Raw genomic sequence first — 18414 nt, 5'->3', positions numbered from 1 at the left:
TATGAATCGGGGGCGAGGATTCGAGCGTCTCTTCGACCGGCGATGCCGACGAACGTCCGAACCACCTTCGATATGTCCGAATCGCGGACCAAATGCGTTGTTCGAAAGAGGTGATTAACTCACATAATCACACTACTCTTATGTTTCCTAGGTTCGTACGAAGTGAATACCATGAGTGGAGAGAAGTCACCAATCGACGAGGACGATTCGGAAGCCGATTCGAATACGACACGCGTTCGGTACGATTGGTCCTCCACGTCGCCCAGTATCGCCGTCGCAGAAACGATAGCGACGATAGAAAACCGTCCACAAAGCGAGCTTGAACCGTTGTACGAGCACGTCGATCCGGATTCACTGGACTCGATAGTTCGCCCGCAGGCGTCGGAGTTTGGTGGGGAAAGTACCGTCTCCTTCGAGTACTATGGGTACCACGTAACCATTCGAAGTGACGGGGAAGTTTGCGTGCGGCCGGACGGTTCCGAGCCGCCGGAATGAGATCAGTTATTCGTCCGCGATTTTCGGCTCTTCGGTCGAGAACAGCCCGGTTGCCATCAGTCGCCGAGCGATGACGACGATTCCGTTGTCGAATCCACGACCGAACACGGCCTTCTCTTCGATGACCGTGCCGGTATCCGTTTCGTGAGCCGAACTGACCAGAATCGTCTCCCCATCGACCAGCAGCATACTCGTGATGACCGTATCGTCGGACTCCCGAATCGACGAGCTTTCGAGCCACTCCAGCCCCGAAACGAAGACGGTGGCGTCCGGAATCTCTCGCCGGATTCTGTCGCGTATCGCGTCGTTCGGCGTGCCGATGAGGACACGGATGCCACTCGCGTACGTCTCTTGTAGCTGTTCGACCAAATCAGGAGTGATGGCTGCTTCGTGACCGATGACGAGGACGAGTTCTTCGTCAGCGGTGTCGATAAGCTGCCGCGTCCGATTCCGAACGGCCGACGCACCGTCCAGCGACCAAACCTCGTGAGTCGTTTCGTCGTCCTCGTCCGACTGCACGGGTTCGATTTCGTTTATCGACTCGACCAGCGTCTCCGTTCGCGACTCGTACTCCTGGCGGAGCGTTTCTGCGGCTTCCTCGATGGGAACGGCACGAAATCGCTGTGGGTTCGAATGCTGGATTTCGACGAGTCCCTTGCTCTCCAACACTCGAATCGCGTCGTAAACACGCGTTCGAGGGACATCGGAGATATCGCTTATCTCCTTGGCTGTCCCCTGTGGAAGTCGTGACAACGCCACGAGACACCTCGCCTCGTACTCTTTCAACCCAAGCTGCTGTAACAATTCGACTGCCTGCTGATGATTTGATTCGTCCTTCATGGGTCCCAACCATGTAACCGGAGTTTCCGGCTCTGCCCTCATTGTTTTACCGCCTCTCACAAGTCAGTTCCTGTCCAACAAGACGAACCCACCTGACAGAATCGTCGTCGTTCGGTTAACAGGGTAGTAGTTCAGTATGTATGAACATCTCGCACTCAAATATCGTTAAACACTCATTACATGTGATCGCACCGTGAAAAACGAGATTGGAGAGACAAGATCGAACGGGACGAGATTTTAATAACGGGCAGCAATACGCCACAATAAATATAAATTGAAGGCTAGCACGCCCTCATTCGAAGTAAAATTACATCACCGCACACATCAAATCTCAGATTGTTCACCCGGATAATCACAGTAAGGTTATACCAGGGTAGTACGAATAAGTAGTTGGCACGGAGTACGACAGGGTCCCAACCGATCGTTGCTCCGTGCTGTCTCTGTGACACCTGTGATCAACAGTCAGAGGGATTCACAGGGAGGGACAGAATCCAGATATTCCTCCTCGTACTCGGTTACGAGTTCGAGCAGTGGTTCTATTTCCGCAAACTTCGGTCCTTTCGTCACACGTTCGGTTTCCGTATTCCAATTTATATACCCGTAATCTTCCAGTTTGGGGAGATGTATGTGATACATCCGTGTCGCATGTCGTCGTTCCTCGGTTCGCTGAATAGCGGCCGTATTCGTCCGAACAGTCCGTGGCGTCTCGTTCGACAAAGCGAGCAACAGGTCGCGCCGTCGAGCGTCCGAGAGGATATCCAATTGTTCGTCCAACATTATCACGCGAGATGTCCTACTATTTCGTCGAGAATAAGCGGTCTAGAATTTCACGAAATTTGTTCGAATGATTAATCGGGTGACAGCGTTTCCAAATCACATCAATAATAGTGAGACTATAGAGTATTCGTTCACCTTTTTTGAGTTGATTCCATCGAGCATTAGATTGAAATTCCAAGGAGTAGTAAATGTCACATAACTGATAATCGCGAGCAGTACGTCGGGCAAATCACCCAGAAAGCGATCCTCCTCGGGCCCGACGGAAACGTGCTGGTAACGAGATCCGGAGACCACTGGGAGCCACCGGGTGGCCGGTTCGAATACGGGGGAACGCTCGTTGGGGAACTGTACCGCGAACTGCGGGAAGAACTAGCCATAGACGCCAGAATCGGACCGCCGGTCGATGCGGCGTACGGTGGGTGGACGGATGCCGAGACCGGGAATCCGATGGTGACGCTCGTCTACCGATGTGAAACCCGTGAGTAATCTTCTGACCGATAGGAAATTGGGAAAGTATCCTGGGGCTACAACGCTTCCTTGTACGCTTCCAGCGTCGCCTCGACGTCCTCCTCGGTGTGAGCGTAGCTGAGGAACTGGGATTCGAACTGGTTGGCCGTGAGGAAGACGCCCTCGTCGAGCATCGCGGGCCAGAAGAGGCGTTCCCAGCGCTCGGTCTCGGCGCGGTTCACGTCGCCCTTGTCCTTCGGGCAGTAGTCGAACCGGGGACAGTCGGGGTCCTGCACGCATCCCGCTTCGCACTGGCCCGACAGGTCGCGCGGCCCGTCACGGGTGAAGATGACCTTGAACATGCTGTCCATCCCGACGACGGTGTACTCGGGCGCACGGTCCGCGAGGATGTCGGTCAGCCCCGAGCGAAGTTGGTCGCCCAGTTCGCTGAGGTGGTCGTACACGTCGTGTTTCGCGGCATAGCGAAGGGTTTCGAGTCCGGCGGTCAACGAGAGCGGATGGCCGGAGTAGGTGCCCGCCTGGAACACGTCGCCGGTCGGCGTGAACTGCTCCATGATTTCGGCCCGGCCGCCGATGGCTCCGACGGGGAAGCCGCCGCCGATGACCTTCGCCAGCGTCGTCAGGTCGGGCGTGATGCCGAACTTGCCCTGTGCACACTGCAACCCGCCGATACGGAATCCGGTCATCACCTCGTCGAAAATCAGGAGGGAGCCGTGGTCCTCGGTCAACTCGCGGAGGGTCTCCAGATAGCCATCCACCGGCGGGACGCTGGCGCAGTTGCCGAGAAGCGGTTCGGTGAGGACACAGGCGATTTCGTCACCCTTCTCTTCGAACAGTTCGCGCGCCGCTTCGGCGTCGTTGAACGGGAGCGTGATCGTCTCCTCGGCGAACGCCGCCGGAATCCCGTTCGAACTCGGTTCCGAGGCCATTCCCGCGTTGCCCTGCACGAGCGTCGATTCCTGTGCGCCGTGGTAGCCGCCCTGCATGACGACGATTTTGTCGCGGCCGGTGTAGCCGCGGGCGAGGCGCACGGCCGAGGAAGTCGCTTCCGTCCCGCTGTTGACGAAACGGATCATCTCGACGCTCGGGACGTGCCGGGTGACGAACTCCGCGAGTTCCACCTCGACCTCCGTCGGTGCGCCGTACATCGGCCCGTCGGCGAGTTGGGACTGCACCGCCGACTGCACGGGGTCGGGCATGTCGTGGCCCAGCAGCAGCGGTCCGTAGCCCATCACGTAGTCGATGTACTTGTTCCCGTCCGCGTCGACGACGTGTGCCCCGTCGCCGCGTTGCACGAAGAACGGATACGGTCTGACGGCCCGAACGGGCGAGTTGACGCCGCCCGGCGTCACTGACAGCGCACGGTCGTACAGGTTTCGAGAGCGCTCGCGGTTCATGTTCGGCCGGTTCGGACTCCCACGTAAAATTTGTGTCGAGAGGTGCGCGGAAGACTGTCGTTCACTCGTTCTTCGCCGCCGCCGTTTTCGTGACGTCGGAGAATTCGAACTGCGCCCCGCCCGTCTCGCTGTCGGTCAGCGAGCAAGTCCACCCGTACACGTCGGACAGTTCCCGAACGAATGCCAATCCGAGACCCATCCCACCGTAATCCGACGCCGTCGTGTACCCCATCTCGAACACGGTTTCTTTGTCCTCGGCCGAGATTCCGATACCGTTGTCGGCCACGTAAAATCCGGTCGATAGCTCGCCGACCGTGACGGTCACGTCCGTACCCCCGTGTTCGATGGCGTTTTCGAACAGGTTCCGAAGCAGGTGTTCGAGGTACGTCTCGTCCGCCGATATCGTGGCGTCGATGAGAACGTCGAGCGACGCGTTCGACGACTCCACCTTCGTCCACGCGCTCTCCGCTACGGCCGCGAGTTCGACCGGCGTACTCTCGGGAATCGCCTCGTGACCCTGCGTGATGACCAATAGCACGTCGATGATGTCCTCGATGCGGTCGAACGATTCCGTGATGTACTCGACCGCCAGGGGAGCCGCCTCCGCCGGAAGCTCGTTGCAGTACATCTGGCCGATCATCAACGGATTGCGGAGTTCGTGGGCGATCATGCTCGCAAAGCTGTCGAGGCGCTTGTTCTGCCGTTCGAGTTGCTGTTCGCGCTCGTTTCGCTCGGTCACGTCGCGGACGACACCGGCGAGGTCGTGTCGAGCGTTCTCCCCTTCTGGAAGTCCCCCGACAGTCGCTTCGACTTCGAGTAGTTCCTCGGACGAGGTTTTCAGAACGGCATCGTACGTCTTCTTCCCGCCACGGTCCCTGAGAAGTTCGCGTTGGGCATCGATCGGAAGGTCGTCGATTCCCTTTTCGACGACCAGCGACGTGTGGGTGCCGAGGAGTTCCTCGCGGTCGTAGCCGACCATCTCGGCGTAGGTTTCGTTGACCAGCGTGAAACGGTCGTCCTCGTCGATGACGAAGATACCGTCGTTGATGGTTTCGACGATGGTCTCGTAGCGTTTCAGTTCCTTGCTGTACCGTTCGGCTTCGAGCCGTTGTTCCTCGGCGTTGAGCGCGCGGGTTTCGGCCCGCGCATCGGTGAATCCCATTCCGAGACCCGAGACGCTGGCGAGCGCCGTGAGGATGAGGATGTTACCCGGCCGCATGAGGTCGATGAGGAGCGCGATGAGTGCGACGATAGCGAGCATCACGACGATGCCGCTGAGACACCACTTGGCGACGGAGCCGAAGAGGTCGGGACGAACCTCGGTTCGGGGCAATCGATAGCTGGCGTAGAGGAGGATGAGCCCCGGGCCGACGACGAGGAGGAGGAATATCGAGACGATACCGGCTGTCCAATCGTGGGAAAACGGCGAAAATGGCATTCCGAGACCGGCAACGACGTACAACCCTCCGAGGACCGCGATGAGACGTCGCCCTGCGCGGCCGGAGATGGACCACGATTCGAGCACCATTGTGAGAAGTGTGATGGAACTGGGTAATTACCGTTGTGGTATGCACGTCGATAAGACGAAATATCGGGCGGTTTGGCGCAATCTATCCCCAATTGACGGGATTTACGGATTCACAATCGGATGAAAATACGTGCTGTCGGACGATTGCTGTCGGTCGATACTCGTGTGCATGTCGTGAACACGAATGGGATACGGTAAGCGGATGGAATACGGTAGGCGGATGGGGTCAGGTGGGAACGACTTCGAACTCGTTCCTACTGCTGACCTACTGCTGGAAATGATTTTGGAGGATTTCCAGCGTCCGTTCGCGGTCGTCCCAGTCCACGAACAGGGCGACGCTGGTCGCGCTGGTGATGAGGTCGTGGATGTTGATGTGCGCTTCCGCGATGGGATTAACGAGTTCGTGGATGATTCCCGGTTCGTTGGGGAGTTCGCCGCCCGTCACCCGAATCACGGCGATCGGGTCGTCGACCGTCACGCTGGAGAGCGATTCCTCGTCGATGACCTCCTGATGGAGGATGTTCTCGGCGCGTTCCGCTTCCTCGGTGTCCACGTAGAACGTGATGCTGTCCATGCCGCTCGCCACGGCGTCGATGTTGATGTTACCGGTACCGAGCGCGGTGGAGAGGTCGGCGAGGATACCCGGACGGTTTCGGATCGCACGCCCCGCCAGGGTCATGCAGGCGAGCGGCGACTCGCGCATGTCGATGAGGTTCTCGAACTGGCCGGTGACGTTCGTCCCGCCGGCCAGCAGGTCGCCGTGCTGGTAGTGGACGACGCGGACGTGAAGGTTGTCGTCCTTGTACGAGAGCGCCGATGGCGCGACGACCTCGGCCCCGCGGAACGAGAGGTTTCGAAGTTCGTCCACCGTAATCTCGCCGACGTTCCGCGCGCCTTCCACGACGCTCGGATCGCCGGTCATGACGCCTTCCACGTCGGTGACGATGACGACTTCGTCGGCGTCCATGTACGTGCCGAGCATCACGGCCGTCGTGTCGCTGCCACCGCGTCCGAGCGTCGTCACGCCTCCTTCCTCGTTCTCCGCGAGGAAGCCCGTGATGATCGGGACGACTCCGTCCATCTCCGCCGCGAGTTCGGCGGCGCGCGCTTTCGTCTCCTCTACGTTGACCTCTCCGCGCGTGTTGGTGATGACCGGCCACTGCTCGCTTCCGGGTTCGAGGAAGATGGCGTTCACGCCGCGCGCGGACAGGGCGGCTTTGAGCATTCGGACGCTCGTGCGCTCGCCCATGCTGACGATCTCTGCGCGGTCCGGTTCGTCCGCGTCGAAGTGGATTTCGTCGAGCAGTTCGTCGGTCGTGTTACCCATCGCGCTGGCGACGACGGCGATTTCGTGTCCTGCTTCGACGGCTGCTGCGACTGAGTCTGCGGCACGGTTGATGCGGTCTCCGCTTCCGAGGCTGGTGCCTCCGAACTTGGCGACTACACGCACCGAACCACCTCTTGTGGTCGGTTATTCATGCGCGGGCATAGCCACGGTGGGCAGATAACTGCTTGCATGTCAAGCATTTCTGCCAGTTACTCCTTTGACATGACGGGAGGGGTGATCACGACGGGCGGCACAGTCAGCGCACGATTCGCCGCTGCGCGTGAGGGAATTTCCCTGTGTCGGTCTCTGGTGCTCTGTACGATCACGAACCATGTTTTCAGGCTCGTCTAATTCGATAAAGGAGTTTCGATTTTTAGGTTGGCCTAAAACATAAATCGGTGCGGCGCGTCGTGAATCAGTTCGCCGCCATCGAAACGCTCGCCGTGTCCGTCTCGCCATCCCCGTCCGTGACGCGAACCGTGATCGACAGCGACCCACAGGAGGGAAGGGACACGTGAATCGAACGTCCCCCTTTCTCGTACGCACCATCCCCGTCGACATCCCACTCGAACCGAAGTTCGCTCCCCGTCGAAGCGGACGCATCGAGTTGGAGGACGTCGCCACCGTCGAGGTCGGTCGAGTCGGGACTCGGCGTGACTTCGATATACGCATCCAACGATGGGGACTCGGTTTCCTCGTCTGGGTTGTCGGGGGTGTCGTCCCCGCCGTCCGGTTCGTTGCCGTCCGGAAGTCCGGAACTCCCGTCCGGTTGCAGGTCGGACGACCCCAGCACGAAGAAGTTCGAGAAGTACGTGTACTCGTAGTCGAGCGTCGCACCGGCGGGATACGTCGCAACGTACAGTTTGCCGTTCGAAATCACGGGTACCCCGGCGGCGGGGGGGTTTTCGGGCGACGTTTGGAGGTCAGTGCTGTCGAGCGGGTACGTCCACTGTAACTCGCCGGTCGAATCATCGATAGCGTGTATGATACCCAGTTCGGAGATGTTCCCGCCGAGATACACCGTTCCGTTGCCCACGACCGGGTTGCTGAAGGATTTTCCCACCATGTCCGTCGTCCACGCCGTCTCCCCCGTCATCCTGTCGAGTGCTTTCAGGGTGGAATCCTCGGAAGTATCGACGAATATCACGTGCTCGTCGGTGATGACGGGGCGTCCGTCCCACCGGTTCTGTTCCGACGACTCGTAGTTCCACTCCAGCCGTCCGGAGTCCGGCGACCGGGCTTGTATCTCCACGCTGTCGTCGTCTCCGGTGAGATAGTTGGTTTGGGAGAAATAGACCATTTGTTCGGTTGCCGACGGGTTGCCGAGCGTCGTGTCGTCCGGGGATACACGCCATTCCATCGACCCGTCTGCGGCGTCCAACGCCGTTCCATCGCTCAGGAAAAGGGTTTCGTCGATGTAACTTAGTGCATCACCGACCTCCTCCGACAACCCGGAGACGCCAGCAGTTTGCCAGACGGTATTCCCGGTGTCGGGGTCGAACGCGTACGTCCCGTGTCGGTTCGAGCTGAATATCCGGTCATCGGTCACGATGGGAGGAGACCACACGTCGTGGTCCGTCCGTGTCCACACCGTCTCCCCGGACGTAACATCGAGCGCGTACATCCCCCCATCACCCGAGTTCGAGGTTTCGAAGTTCTTCGTCGCCACGTACACCTTGTCGCCATCGGTCGTGGGTGGCTTCGGACTCGGAATATCGGTTCGTTTCCACCGTCGCTCGCCGGTTTCGAGGTCGTATGCGCCGAGATATCCGGTGGTCTCTCCGGGCGTGTTGTCCGATGTAACGGCGAGATACACCAGTTCGTCGGTAACGATCGGCTCGACGTGGAACATACTGCCGTCCAAATCCATCTTCCAATCGAGTGTGGCGTACGGTGTCGGACCGTCGTCTTCGGTCGTTCCCGTTCGACTGGGTCCAGAGCGAGGTCCGGTCCATTGGTACGGTCGAATTTCGGAACCACCGCCCCCGGCGGAGGCGTATCCTCCGAACGCCGCGACACCCACCGTAGCACCGATCGTTTTCAACATCGTTCGTCGGTCGATTCCCGTTCGCGTGTGGGATTCTCCAGGCATCTGTCTCGAACGTTAATTCAATAATCGCACAAATTGTTATGAGGCCCCTGAACAGTATATTCCATCTTCAGGCAGAGTATAACAATAGATTCGATAGTGCTTATGCGAAGTATGGTGAGAGGAGAAATCAGAAACGAAGACGCACGACTGCTCGACCGACTCGATCGGAACCGACGTCCGACTGTCTGGGGGGCAATCCTCGAAGTTCTGCTGGGAGAGGGGATCTGATGCCGACCTACAATATCGTCGATCAGGGGGCAGACAAAAACGGAAACACGGCCATCGATCCGATTCTAGGCGACCTCGTCGGCAGCAATACGACGATCGTCTTCCCATCGGGAACCTACAAGCTCAACGGGATTACCATCGAGTCAGGGACCAACAACCTCGAACTCATCGCGCCGAACGGTGCGCGACTCGTTCCCGGTGTTTCGAGCGACAACACCCGTTGGTTCGACGTGTACTCGAACGGGTTCGTCCTCGACGGATTCGAACTCGATATGCGGAACACGCCGATTCCACCGTTCATCCGCATGAACTCCAATTCGGGTAACTGGGAACTCAGACGACTCATTACCCGTGGAAAAGTGCGGGCGGCCACCGATACCAACGTCGGATCGAACGATTCGAGCGACGCACGCACGTACTTCCGATTATCCTCCGCGGACGGAAAACGCGGGCTCCTGCAAGACTGCTATTTCAACGAGGGGGCGTGTGCCGCGGACGAGGCGAGCAACCGGCGTGCGATACTCGTCGAATCCGGGAAGGGGGCGCTCACGTTCAACCGTTGTTGGTTCGAGCTGTGGGGAGAGAACACGATTTACGCGAAGAAACCCGAAGGAAAACTCAAAATCCTGAACTGCTTCGTCCGCAACACGCAAAACGGTCTCCGCCTCGGGGGGAACACGGAAGTGAGAAACTGCGTCTCCATCAAGGACGGACAACATCCACGGTCGGCGTGGTCGGGTGGCTCTCTCCAACGCGGCGTGAGCTCCGAGGCCAACGTTCCCGCGAATTCGTCGGAGGGGATCAACAGTTACGACGGAACGCTCACCATCGCGGATTGTGATTTCTATCACCGCTACCAGTCGCCGAGTTGTGGCGGACCGATCACGGGACAGGTCACGTGTCAACGGATCGTCGTAGACGACGTCCGAATCAGCTACGAATCGACGAAGAACCACGACGCCATCTACACGTACGATAGCCAGATGTCCGATGGGACACCGGCAAATCTCGAATATCTGGAGTTCAAAGACGTCCAAGTACGCAACGACCACAACAGCGAGTACGCGATATACATCGGCCAAGCACCGGACGAATGGGGAACGGTGTCCGGCGTTCTCGGTGGGTCCGGTCCACAGACCAACTCGACCTACATTAGCAACCGGATGACCATCAACGGGAATCCCGACGAACCGAATACGACGCCGCCGTTGCCCGATCCACCGGCGCTCGGGACCGTTCCGCTGCAATCCGCGCAACTCGTTCGCATCGACAATACGGGCAAGGACTCGCCAACGACGTATCGGATTACGGCCGGAGAGAACGCCCTCCCCGCAGGCAACGAAGGTTCGACGTTGACCATGTCTTGGGGGGAAGACGGCGGGCCGAGCAGGCCGGGGAATTCGTCGGTCGCTACTGGAACAGTTCCGGCGGGAAAGATCCACTCGTTCTACGTGACCGGCGGTATCGTTTCGACCGAGTCGAGTGGACCCGCGGTGTGGACGGTCGATGGGGAACCGTACACCCCCGGCAGCGAAGTACCGCTGTTGACGAAAGCGATAACCAGCGGAAAACAGGAAAGCGTAGACCAGTGGCAACAGGCCACCTCGGCCGTACAACCGAGTGGCGTCGTCGTCGCGAAACCGCTGTCATACGACGGCGGGAACCCGGCGCACGTCCGTCTCCGAAACGTGGCGGATGGGAATTTCGAATACAAACTCGAAGAGTGGGAATACCTCGATGGATCGCATATCAGTGAAACGTTCCATTCGCTTTCGGCAGGGACGAACGAACAGGTGTTGCAACTGGACAACGGCAAATCGTTCAAGGTAAAAGGCGGACAAGCGGAGGTTTCCGACGCGAAGACGACCGTTTCGATGGGAGATTTCTTCGGGGGGGCGGCACCGGTCGTATTTGCACAGCCACAGACTGCCAACGGTTCCGACCCGGTCATCTCACGGCTGTCGAAAATCACCGGCAACTCGTTCGGAGTGAGACTTCAGGAGGAAGAGGGCCAAGACGGGCACGTGAGCGAGACGGTCGGGTACATCGCGCTCCAACGGAGGTCCGGGCGGATCGACGGACGGGTGTTCGAAGTACGGCAAACCGATGAGGGGATTACCGAGGAGTGGCAACGGATATCCTTCGGCAACAGGTACGATTCGCCGTTGTTCTACGCCGATATGCAGACGTTCAACGGCGGCGACACCGCGGAACTTCGGTATCGAAACCTCACTGGGAACGGTGTCGAGGTGAAGATCGAAGAGGAGGAGAGCGCCGATACGGAAACGGGTCACGTTCCCGAGACGGTCGGATACGCCGTCTTCGAAGGGTCCGTGTGAACCGTCTCGGCCTGCTCCACCTGTAGATCACGCTACATCACTGAAACTCGACGGCGAACCTGTCACCGTTCACTCGGCAGCGTCTGATTCCGACCGAGCGTTCCGATCTGAACTCGGTTGTTCGTCGGATTCGATGGCTTCCTCGGCCGATTCCATTTCCTCGATCGGGTCGAACGATATCAACCCGTCTCCGCTCGTGTACTCGTAGGCGACCCACTCGGGAATCGTCAACACGCCGTTCATTTTGCGGATACGGATCCGTTTGATGAGCACGTCGTCGACGAGCGATCCGTTCAACTGCAACTCGACGAGGCCGTCGATGACGTAGCTCATGTCGTGCGGAAACGCGTTCTCTTCCCCTGCGAACGTCGCTCCCGCAAAGACGGTGACGAACCTTCCTTTGCAGACGTCCGCGCGGATGTCCTTGACGAAGTCGTACGCTTGGACGGGCTGAACGAGCGTTCCGAACTCGGTCAGCGAGTCGATTGCGACGATACCCGTATCGCTCATCGACAGCGATTCGAGACAGTTGTCGAGTTTGTTTTGCAGTTCGCTCGTATCGCTCGGGTCACGAACCGTCGTCGTGACGGGCGCAGTGACGTGGTGCAGGAAGTGGTTCCACTCGTCCATCCGGGTGAACATCCGGTCGCGGTCGCTGACCCGGTAGGTGAAGCAGTCGAGAACGTGTAGCTGTCCGGATTCGAGATACGGAAGGACGTTCCACTCCAAGGAGAGGAACTGCTCGATGACCGAAATCGGCGGTTCGGTGAAGCTGACGACGATTGCCGGTTCACCGCGCCGAAGCGTCCGCCAGACGAGTTCGGTCCCGATGGCGTTGTCGCGCGTCCCACCTTCCCCGGACAGCAGGATGAACGAGTTGCGTGGCAACCCTTCCGGCAGATGCTCGTCGAGCGCCGAGATACCCGTGGTTATCTGACGAAATCCGTGATAGGTGGTGAACACGCGGTCGTTCGCTACCATCTCGTTCCGGCACGTCTCCGAACAGAATTCGTAGGTCGTCTCGCCGTGGGCCAGCGTTACCGTCTCGTCGAGACACGGCAGGCGACAGAAATCGCACGGTCTCCGGTCGGCGTTCCCGGATACATCACTCATAGTCACATGTTAGCATCCGAGCGAGATGAAACTACGCCCAACGGAACGGGAGAATTGGAAATCCAGTTCCCTCCAGGGGTTTTTTAGATTGGATAGGATACAGTAATCAAACATTACGAGAGTCAGGCTCCGTATTACGGACCACAAGGAACGAAATACGCATTGACGATGGTACACCGACCACGATCCGTTCGACCAGCGACCGGTGTCGTTCGTCCGGAGATGGGGGGCGTTCGGCTGAAGGGTTTAATGTGAGGGACGGAAACTATCCAACATGAACGTCCGAGACGCAGTGGAGGCTGACGGGGGCCGCCTCGCCGCACTAGCCGACGTTCCGACCGATGTGATGGCCGACGTGGTTCACGACCGGACGGTCCGCGTGGCAGAATCGGACGGGGACATCGTCGGCTTCGTCGGATACGAAGCCGACGAGAAGACGGTCCACGTTACCCATCTCTTCGGTGAGGAATCGGCCTGTGAACGCCTCCTCGACGAACCGATACGCTTCGCGGAGCGGGAAACCATGCCGGTCGAAATCCTGCTCCCCGAACCCGAAACCGTATCCGACACCATCGCCGTCGCCGAGGCGGTCGGGTTCGAGGAAACCGAACCCGGTCCGTGGTTCGACGGCCACCGTACCCGTCGATTTCGACTGGAGAATCCGACGACCGAACGAGAGTGAGTACGAGTAACACGTCAGAAACCACCATACGCGGCCCCCTTTCCGAAACGTATTTTAATCTCTCCCGTTTACCTCGATATGCGTGTCCGGGTTGGGGTAGTGGACTATCCTCCAGCCTTGTGGAGGCTGGGACGCGGGTTCGATTCTCGCACCTGGACCTTTTGCGAACATCAGACCGTGAGTGACTGGTTTCGAGTTCGGAACCAGCCGTGAGACACGAAGTCCAGCTATTTCGGCTTCCAATCCAATTTTATCGTGACCGTCTCGCGGTCACCACGGAGGACGGACGAGGATTCCCGAATTCCGATTTCGTAGCCAATCTTCTTCCGTGGCGAGAGCGTGACGGTCTTGTTGCCGACGTCCACGTTGGCCTCATCCTTGCCACGGAGTTGGTCCGCGATGGCCTCCAGTCGGTCTGCGGCTTCTTTGCGCGACAGCTTTTCCTCGTGGAGCGTTTTTTCGGACATCGCAAAAGACGTACTCAACCATCTCAGATAGCCGTTGTGGGCAAGAAGTTCTGCCATTCTCCGAATGTCCGATATCACGGGTCTCACGGCCTCTCGATTCGGAATCTTCCTATCCAGGATACTGCGTCCGATTTTTCGGCCAACCAAACAAATCCAATCATCGAAAATCCCTAATCACCCGGTAGAAATCTTAGGTCGGCCAAAAACGGCAGAAAGCCCTACAAGTGCGTAGTTCAAACGAATATACATGAACTGGGGACCGTACGTACTCGTCTTCGTCGCAGGACTGGTCGCGGCGTTCGGGACGAGTCTCGGGGCAGTTCCGTTGTTTTGGGTCGATGATATCGGGGACAAGCTCGACGTTGGCCTCTGGGGGTTCGCTGGCGGATTGATGGCGTCCGCGTCGGTGTTCGGACTGCTGTTCGAAGCGTACAAGAAAAACAGCGGGTGGCTGCTCGTCGGTGCGGGCATCGCCTGTGGAATCCTCCTCGTGATTTTCGCACACTACGTGGTGGACCACTACGGACCGGATTTCCAACCGGAAGACATCGCGCAGGGGGATTTCCAGACCATCCTCAACATCCTGCTGGTCCTGTTCGTCCACAGTTTCCCGGAGGGACTCGCCATCGGCGTCTCCTTCGCCGAACTCAATCACACGGGCGGGATTCACATCCTCGGGTTTACCGTTCCCCTCGTTGCCATCGCCATCACGGGATCACTGGCGATTCACAACTTCCCGGAAGGGTTGGCGACCGCGATTCCGATAAACGACGTGGACAGTATCGGAAACGGACGCATGTGGGGAGCCGCGTTCTTCACGAGTCTTCCACAGCCAATCGGGGCAGTCATCGCGTTCTACTTCGTCCGATTGGCACAGCAGTTCCTCGGGTTCGGATACGGATTCGCGGCAGGATCGATGCTGTACCTCGTCATCGGCGACGTACTGCCGGAAGGACTGGAGGCCGGTGAAAGCCTCTCGAACCCGACGTGGTACCTGTCGGCTGGCGTCATCGTCGGATTCGTCGTGTTCATCCCGCTGCTGTTCGTCCTCTAACGGACGAGCAGTCCGAGGGTTTCCAACCAACGGGTCACCTGCTCGAACACGAGGTAGTTGTCCGTGACGTGCCGCTGGGCGCTGTACGACCAGTCGTCCCATTTGTCGGCGGCTTCGAGCACCGAATCGAGCGTTTCGGCGACCGATGCCGGGTCGCCGGAATCCGGCACCAACCGACCGTCCTTGCCGTCACGGATTTGTGCGGTGATGCCACCGGTATCGGAACCCATCAGTACCGCCCGCTTCCACATGGCTTCCGTCACCGTGAGACCGAATCCCTCCTGGAGCGAGTTCTGGGCGACGACCGTCGAGCACCGCTGGAGGGCGTTGATGACGAGCGCGCTCTCGTGCTGGTCGGGCGGCATGACGATGACGGCGGCATCGTCCCGTAGTTCGGGATCGAGGGCGAGCCACTCCTCCTCCAAGTTTTCGAGCGCCGTCCGCCCTTCCGGGTCGTCGGCGACCGACGACGGGTCGGGACCGACGAGGAGGAGTCGTGCGTTCTCGATTCGCTCCCGATGGTCGTCCGAGCGGGAGGAGTCGGCCGCCGACCGGGCGTCGCGCTTCAGTTCGGCGAAGCCACGCAGCAGCGGGACGAACCCTTTGAGGCTGTCCCATCGCGAAATCTGGCAGATGGTCGGACGGAAGAGCAAGCCGATATCGGCCGGTTCCGTCGCGGGAGCGAACGAGCCGTCGGCCTGCAATCGCCGGGCGGGTTGGCCGAACTGCTCGACCGGGTGACCGGTGTCGATGAGGTCCGCCCGTGCCAGCACGGTGGCGACTTCTTGGGGCTTCATACGGCGGTTTTTCGCGCTGAACGGGTCTATTGCGGGAGGAATGATGTCCGCATCGGTTGCCAGAAAGTCGGGAACGTACGCTGGAAGCGTGAAGACGGTGCGATCGTAGTCGCTGATCCACGGCTTCAAGAACTCCCATGCAGTCCGTGATTTCTCCGAGTGCTCCTCGGATCCGATGTGACAGCGCCAGACGGCGGGAACGTCGAGTTCTTCGACGACCATCGCACCCGCCGCGAGCGGTTGTGGGTCGTGAACGACGAGGACGTCGTTCGGAGCGATACGATCCGCGAGTTCGTCGGCCACCGACCGACTCGTCGCCTCGTAAACCTCCCGTTCGTGGTCCACGAGTTCGGGGTTACCCGCACCGTGGAGCAGGTTGTGAATCCCCTTCGTGAACTCGAAGAATACGGGCTCGTCAACGTCGATGACCGCCCACTTCGCATCGACACCGAGCGCACGGGACAGGCTGACCAGTTTCGGCATCATCTCCGCCACACCCCCACCGCTTGCCGTCGAATTCACCATCCAAACGGTGCGACCGTCGAGCGCGGCGACGTCGTCGGTGACCGCGTTTTGCATCGCTTCGACGGAATTTCGCAGCACCGTATCCGTCGCGTACTCCGCCATCGTGTGTTCTACGTCGATGTCGATGAGCTGAATCATTGGTACCGCCAGGGCAGTATGTGAGATGACAGCACACCGTAAACGAGTTTTGTTCGGAATCTGTCAATCTGAATTACCGAAGCGAGCGCGCTCGTTCGGAGAAACGCAGAACGAGAGGGGAATTCGAGGAACATTCCGGCCAAGGTTAGGACTCGTGTTTATTTATCCAAATAGCGAGTGAATATACCATTCTGAGAGCGTTCGAATTTGCACCTAAAACCGCCAGAGAGCGTCCGAACCCCTCGGCGAAAGGCCAGAATGGCTTAGTAAAACCATCGGGATTCAATTTACGTTGGTTACCATGACAGAAACAGCCGATCAGGATGACACTTTCCGTGCCGACGAAGACGCCAACGAGCACGCCCGGAACGAAGGGCGATTGTTGACCGACGGTGGGGAGGAGGAAGAAAGCGAGGAAACGACCGAAGAAGGAAACGAAGAGGAATCGTCGGAGGGGAGCGAAGAGCAGTCCGAGGAGTCACAGGAGGGGACGGAAGAATCACAGGGGAACGGAGAAGGGGACGAAGGCGACTCGGAAGGGGACGGGGAGAACGGAGAGTACGGCTATCGGGAGGACGATGGGACGACGGTGTTGTATCTCGACCTCGAAGGGCTGTTTCTCGACCTCCTCGGTCTCGAAGTGGACCTCAACGAAGTCGAGTTGGACGTCTCCGCGGTCAGCGGTCCCGGTCGGTTGTTGGGGAACTTGCTCTCCGGCGTCGGGAACCTGCTCGGCGGTGGCTCGGGCGGGTTGCTGGAGAACCTGATCGGCGGGAGCCTCTTCGGGGGGCTACTCGGCGGCGACGAGGACTCCGACGAGGACTCCGAGGACGGTTCGGGTCGCGTTTCGTCGGCGATGGAGTCGGCCGGTGAGTCGATACGCGACGCGCTGTCCGACATCCCGCTCGACGAACTGCTCACGACGCTCCTCAAGGAAATCGTCGATCAGATGTTCGGCGACGACTCCGAGGAGGAGTCCGGGGACGAGTCCGGAGCATGAGCGACGAGAGTTCGTCGCTCGACGTCGGCGATGCCATCCGGAACATCGATATGGACGAGGTGTTCGCGGACACGTCGCTCGATGCTGGGGTGGCAGACGACGCCTCCGTCGAGTCGCTGGGTTCGACTATCGGGGAATTCGTCGGCCGCAACCTCGGTGCGTGGCTCGGCGGGGTTCTCGGCGGTCTGCTGCTGGACTCGCTCCTCGATACCCCATCCGAGAGCGAAGCGGACGACGGCGAGGAGACCGATACTGAAGAGCACGATGAAGCCGGGGACGAAACGAGCGATGAATCCGAGAGCGAAAGCGAAGACGACGCGGACGACGGTGGTGAGACCGAATGAGCGACACACCCGACCCGAAAGAAGCGATCACCGACGAACTGTCCGACCAGGTCGACGTCGGTTCGCTGGTGAAAGGCGAGAGCGTCGGCGACCAAGTCGACGGGCAATCGCTGGGGCGGTCGTTCGGCGAATCCGTCGGCGCGCTCGCGGGCCGCAAACTCGGCCGCGTCGCGGCCGGTCAGCTTCTCTCCAAGCTACCGTTTCAGGGAAGCGATGACGAGAACCCGTCACTGCTCGGCCGTCTCGCCAGCGCGTTCGTCGTGGCCCTCGGCAAGACGCTGCGCAAGCCGCAGTTTCGGGACCCTATCGAGAGTTCGCTTCGCGAGTACGTCGAAAAGCGGGAATCGACCGAAACGCTGGACGATGCGAAGGAGACCACCGAGGAAGTGGTGGAGTCGCTCGGCGAGGGTGAAGACGAAGACGGGGAGTCCGACGAAAAGGAGTCCGACGAAAAGAAATCCGATGAAAAGGAGTCCGACGAAAAGAAATCCGATGAAAAGGAGTCCGACGAGGGAGGTACCGATGCCGCCGATGTCGATTTGAACCCGGACGACGTGCAAGCCATTCGGGAGGAGACCTACCGGGAACTCCTCGAAACGATGGACTACTCCGAACTGCAGTCCGTCGCGAAGGAAGTCGACGTGAAGGCCAATCTAGGCCGCGACGAGATGGTCGATGCCATCGTCGAGCAGTTCAACGACGGGGAGGAAGACGAAGCGGCGGACGCGGAGGATGGCGAAGAAGGAGAAGGAGCGAACGAGAACGGCACCGGCGATGAGGAATAAAACGCACTGCGACCGAAG

The 18414-nt window shown here is 59.3% G+C and carries 16 protein-coding genes and 1 tRNA gene; 9 read left to right on the top strand and 8 right to left on the bottom strand.

Annotation, left to right across the window (positions count from 1 at the left end; genetic code table 11):
* The first annotated feature begins 171 nt into the window (after positions 1-171).
* On the top strand, positions 172-495 hold the full coding sequence (locus NKF26_RS00665; protein WP_253224824.1) for a HalOD1 output domain-containing protein: 324 nt from the start codon (positions 172-174) through the stop codon (positions 493-495).
* A 6-nt stretch (positions 496-501) separates the two neighbouring features.
* Here NKF26_RS00665 and NKF26_RS00660 read toward each other — a convergent pair whose 3' ends face one another.
* Positions 502-1335 (bottom strand): TrmB family transcriptional regulator, encoded by an 834-nt coding sequence (locus NKF26_RS00660; protein ID WP_253233893.1) that lies wholly within the window; start codon positions 1333-1335, stop codon positions 502-504.
* A 942-nt stretch (positions 1336-2277) separates the two neighbouring features.
* Between NKF26_RS00660 and NKF26_RS00655 the strand changes: the two genes are divergently transcribed.
* Positions 2278-2598, top strand: a complete 321-nt coding sequence (locus tag NKF26_RS00655) for an NUDIX domain-containing protein (protein WP_369682120.1) — start codon at positions 2278-2280, stop codon at positions 2596-2598.
* 38 nt (positions 2599-2636) lie between these two features.
* Here the strand turns inward: NKF26_RS00655 and NKF26_RS00650 are convergent, their stop codons facing one another.
* The 4 genes from NKF26_RS00650 to NKF26_RS00635 all read right to left on the bottom strand — a co-directional run bounded on the left by NKF26_RS00650 (position 2637) and on the right by NKF26_RS00635 (position 8924).
* On the bottom strand, positions 2637-3977 hold the full coding sequence (locus NKF26_RS00650; RefSeq protein WP_253224821.1) for a glutamate-1-semialdehyde 2,1-aminomutase: 1341 nt from the start codon (positions 3975-3977) through the stop codon (positions 2637-2639).
* 61 nt (positions 3978-4038) lie between these two features.
* Positions 4039-5505 carry an ATP-binding protein gene (locus tag NKF26_RS00645; protein ID WP_253224820.1) on the bottom strand — a complete coding sequence of 489 codons (1467 nt, stop codon included), beginning with the start codon at positions 5503-5505 and terminating at the stop codon, positions 4039-4041.
* A gap of 265 nt (positions 5506-5770) precedes the next feature.
* Complete coding sequence (locus tag NKF26_RS00640) at positions 5771-6955, bottom strand: aspartate kinase (protein WP_253224819.1); 1185 nt, start codon at positions 6953-6955, stop codon at positions 5771-5773.
* A gap of 292 nt (positions 6956-7247) precedes the next feature.
* Complete coding sequence (locus tag NKF26_RS00635) at positions 7248-8924, bottom strand: PQQ-binding-like beta-propeller repeat protein (RefSeq protein ID WP_253224818.1); 1677 nt, start codon at positions 8922-8924, stop codon at positions 7248-7250.
* 227 nt (positions 8925-9151) lie between these two features.
* On the opposite strand from NKF26_RS00635, the gene NKF26_RS00630 reads away from it, so the two are divergent.
* Positions 9152-11491, top strand: a complete 2340-nt coding sequence (locus NKF26_RS00630) for a hypothetical protein (protein ID WP_253224817.1) — start codon at positions 9152-9154, stop codon at positions 11489-11491.
* 69 nt (positions 11492-11560) lie between these two features.
* Here the strand turns inward: NKF26_RS00630 and NKF26_RS00625 are convergent, their stop codons facing one another.
* Entirely contained in the window at positions 11561-12604 is a 1044-nt protein-coding gene (locus NKF26_RS00625) for an ATPase domain-containing protein (RefSeq protein WP_253224816.1), read from the bottom strand.
* 274 nt (positions 12605-12878) lie between these two features.
* On the opposite strand from NKF26_RS00625, the gene NKF26_RS00620 reads away from it, so the two are divergent.
* Both NKF26_RS00620 and NKF26_RS00615 read left to right on the top strand, forming a co-directional pair.
* The gene (locus NKF26_RS00620; RefSeq protein WP_253224815.1) at positions 12879-13286 is read left to right on the top strand and encodes a hypothetical protein; all 408 of its coding nucleotides are present in this window, start codon (positions 12879-12881) and stop codon (positions 13284-13286) included.
* 85 nt (positions 13287-13371) lie between these two features.
* Positions 13372-13444 (top strand) — tRNA-His (locus NKF26_RS00615).
* Positions 13445-13513: 69 nt separating this feature from the next.
* Here NKF26_RS00615 and NKF26_RS00610 read toward each other — a convergent pair.
* Positions 13514-13753, bottom strand: coding sequence for an amphi-Trp domain-containing protein (locus NKF26_RS00610; RefSeq protein ID WP_253224814.1), 240 nt, complete (start codon positions 13751-13753; stop codon positions 13514-13516).
* A gap of 247 nt (positions 13754-14000) precedes the next feature.
* Here NKF26_RS00610 and NKF26_RS00605 point away from each other — a divergent pair, with 247 nt between their 5' ends.
* Positions 14001-14807 (top strand): ZIP family metal transporter, encoded by an 807-nt coding sequence (locus NKF26_RS00605; protein WP_253224813.1) that lies wholly within the window; start codon positions 14001-14003, stop codon positions 14805-14807.
* On the opposite strand, the gene NKF26_RS00600 is transcribed toward NKF26_RS00605, so the two are convergent.
* Complete coding sequence (locus tag NKF26_RS00600; protein ID WP_253224812.1) at positions 14804-16267, bottom strand: glycosyltransferase; 1464 nt, start codon at positions 16265-16267, stop codon at positions 14804-14806. The genes NKF26_RS00605 and NKF26_RS00600 overlap by 4 nt on opposite strands.
* 301 nt (positions 16268-16568) lie before the next feature.
* On the opposite strand from NKF26_RS00600, the gene NKF26_RS00595 reads away from it, so the two are divergent.
* From NKF26_RS00595 to NKF26_RS00585, 3 genes are read left to right on the top strand one after another with little or no spacing between them, the layout of a single operon-like run.
* Positions 16569-17267, top strand: a complete 699-nt coding sequence (locus tag NKF26_RS00595; protein ID WP_253233892.1) for a hypothetical protein — start codon at positions 16569-16571, stop codon at positions 17265-17267.
* The gene (locus NKF26_RS00590; RefSeq protein WP_253224810.1) at positions 17264-17611 is read left to right on the top strand and encodes a hypothetical protein; all 348 of its coding nucleotides are present in this window, start codon (positions 17264-17266) and stop codon (positions 17609-17611) included. The genes NKF26_RS00595 and NKF26_RS00590 overlap by 4 nt, the downstream gene beginning before the upstream one ends.
* The gene (locus NKF26_RS00585; protein WP_253233891.1) at positions 17608-18396 is read left to right on the top strand and encodes a hypothetical protein; all 789 of its coding nucleotides are present in this window, start codon (positions 17608-17610) and stop codon (positions 18394-18396) included. Before NKF26_RS00590 ends, NKF26_RS00585 begins: the two co-directional genes overlap by 4 nt.
* Positions 18397-18414: the final 18 nt, after the last annotated feature.

The organism is Haladaptatus sp. AB618 (genome assembly GCF_024136965.1).
Lineage (GTDB): Archaea > Halobacteriota > Halobacteria > Halobacteriales > Haladaptataceae > Haladaptatus.
This window is presented reverse-complemented; position numbering and strand designations above follow the sequence as displayed.

What these genes read in the sequence shown, in the direction of transcription:
- NKF26_RS00665 (WP_253224824.1), top strand. Translation starts at nt 172, where the DNA reads ATGAGTGGAGAGAAGTCACCAATCGACGAGGACGATTCGGAAGCCGAT.
- NKF26_RS00660 (WP_253233893.1), bottom strand. Translation starts at nt 1,335, where the DNA reads ATGAAGGACGAATCAAATCATCAGCAGGCAGTCGAATTGTTACAGCAG.
- NKF26_RS00650 (WP_253224821.1), bottom strand. Translation starts at nt 3,977, where the DNA reads ATGAACCGCGAGCGCTCTCGAAACCTGTACGACCGTGCGCTGTCAGTG.
- NKF26_RS00645 (WP_253224820.1), bottom strand. Translation starts at nt 5,505, where the DNA reads ATGGTGCTCGAATCGTGGTCCATCTCCGGCCGCGCAGGGCGACGTCTC.
- NKF26_RS00635 (WP_253224818.1), bottom strand. Translation starts at nt 8,924, where the DNA reads ATGCCTGGAGAATCCCACACGCGAACGGGAATCGACCGACGAACGATG.
- NKF26_RS00630 (WP_253224817.1), top strand. Translation starts at nt 9,152, where the DNA reads ATGCCGACCTACAATATCGTCGATCAGGGGGCAGACAAAAACGGAAAC.
- NKF26_RS00625 (WP_253224816.1), bottom strand. Translation starts at nt 12,604, where the DNA reads ATGAGTGATGTATCCGGGAACGCCGACCGGAGACCGTGCGATTTCTGT.
- NKF26_RS00620 (WP_253224815.1), top strand. Translation starts at nt 12,879, where the DNA reads ATGAACGTCCGAGACGCAGTGGAGGCTGACGGGGGCCGCCTCGCCGCA.
- NKF26_RS00610 (WP_253224814.1), bottom strand. Translation starts at nt 13,753, where the DNA reads ATGTCCGAAAAAACGCTCCACGAGGAAAAGCTGTCGCGCAAAGAAGCC.
- NKF26_RS00605 (WP_253224813.1), top strand. Translation starts at nt 14,001, where the DNA reads ATGAACTGGGGACCGTACGTACTCGTCTTCGTCGCAGGACTGGTCGCG.
- NKF26_RS00600 (WP_253224812.1), bottom strand. Translation starts at nt 16,267, where the DNA reads ATGATTCAGCTCATCGACATCGACGTAGAACACACGATGGCGGAGTAC.
- NKF26_RS00595 (WP_253233892.1), top strand. Translation starts at nt 16,569, where the DNA reads ATGACAGAAACAGCCGATCAGGATGACACTTTCCGTGCCGACGAAGAC.
- NKF26_RS00590 (WP_253224810.1), top strand. Translation starts at nt 17,264, where the DNA reads ATGAGCGACGAGAGTTCGTCGCTCGACGTCGGCGATGCCATCCGGAAC.
- NKF26_RS00585 (WP_253233891.1), top strand. Translation starts at nt 17,608, where the DNA reads ATGAGCGACACACCCGACCCGAAAGAAGCGATCACCGACGAACTGTCC.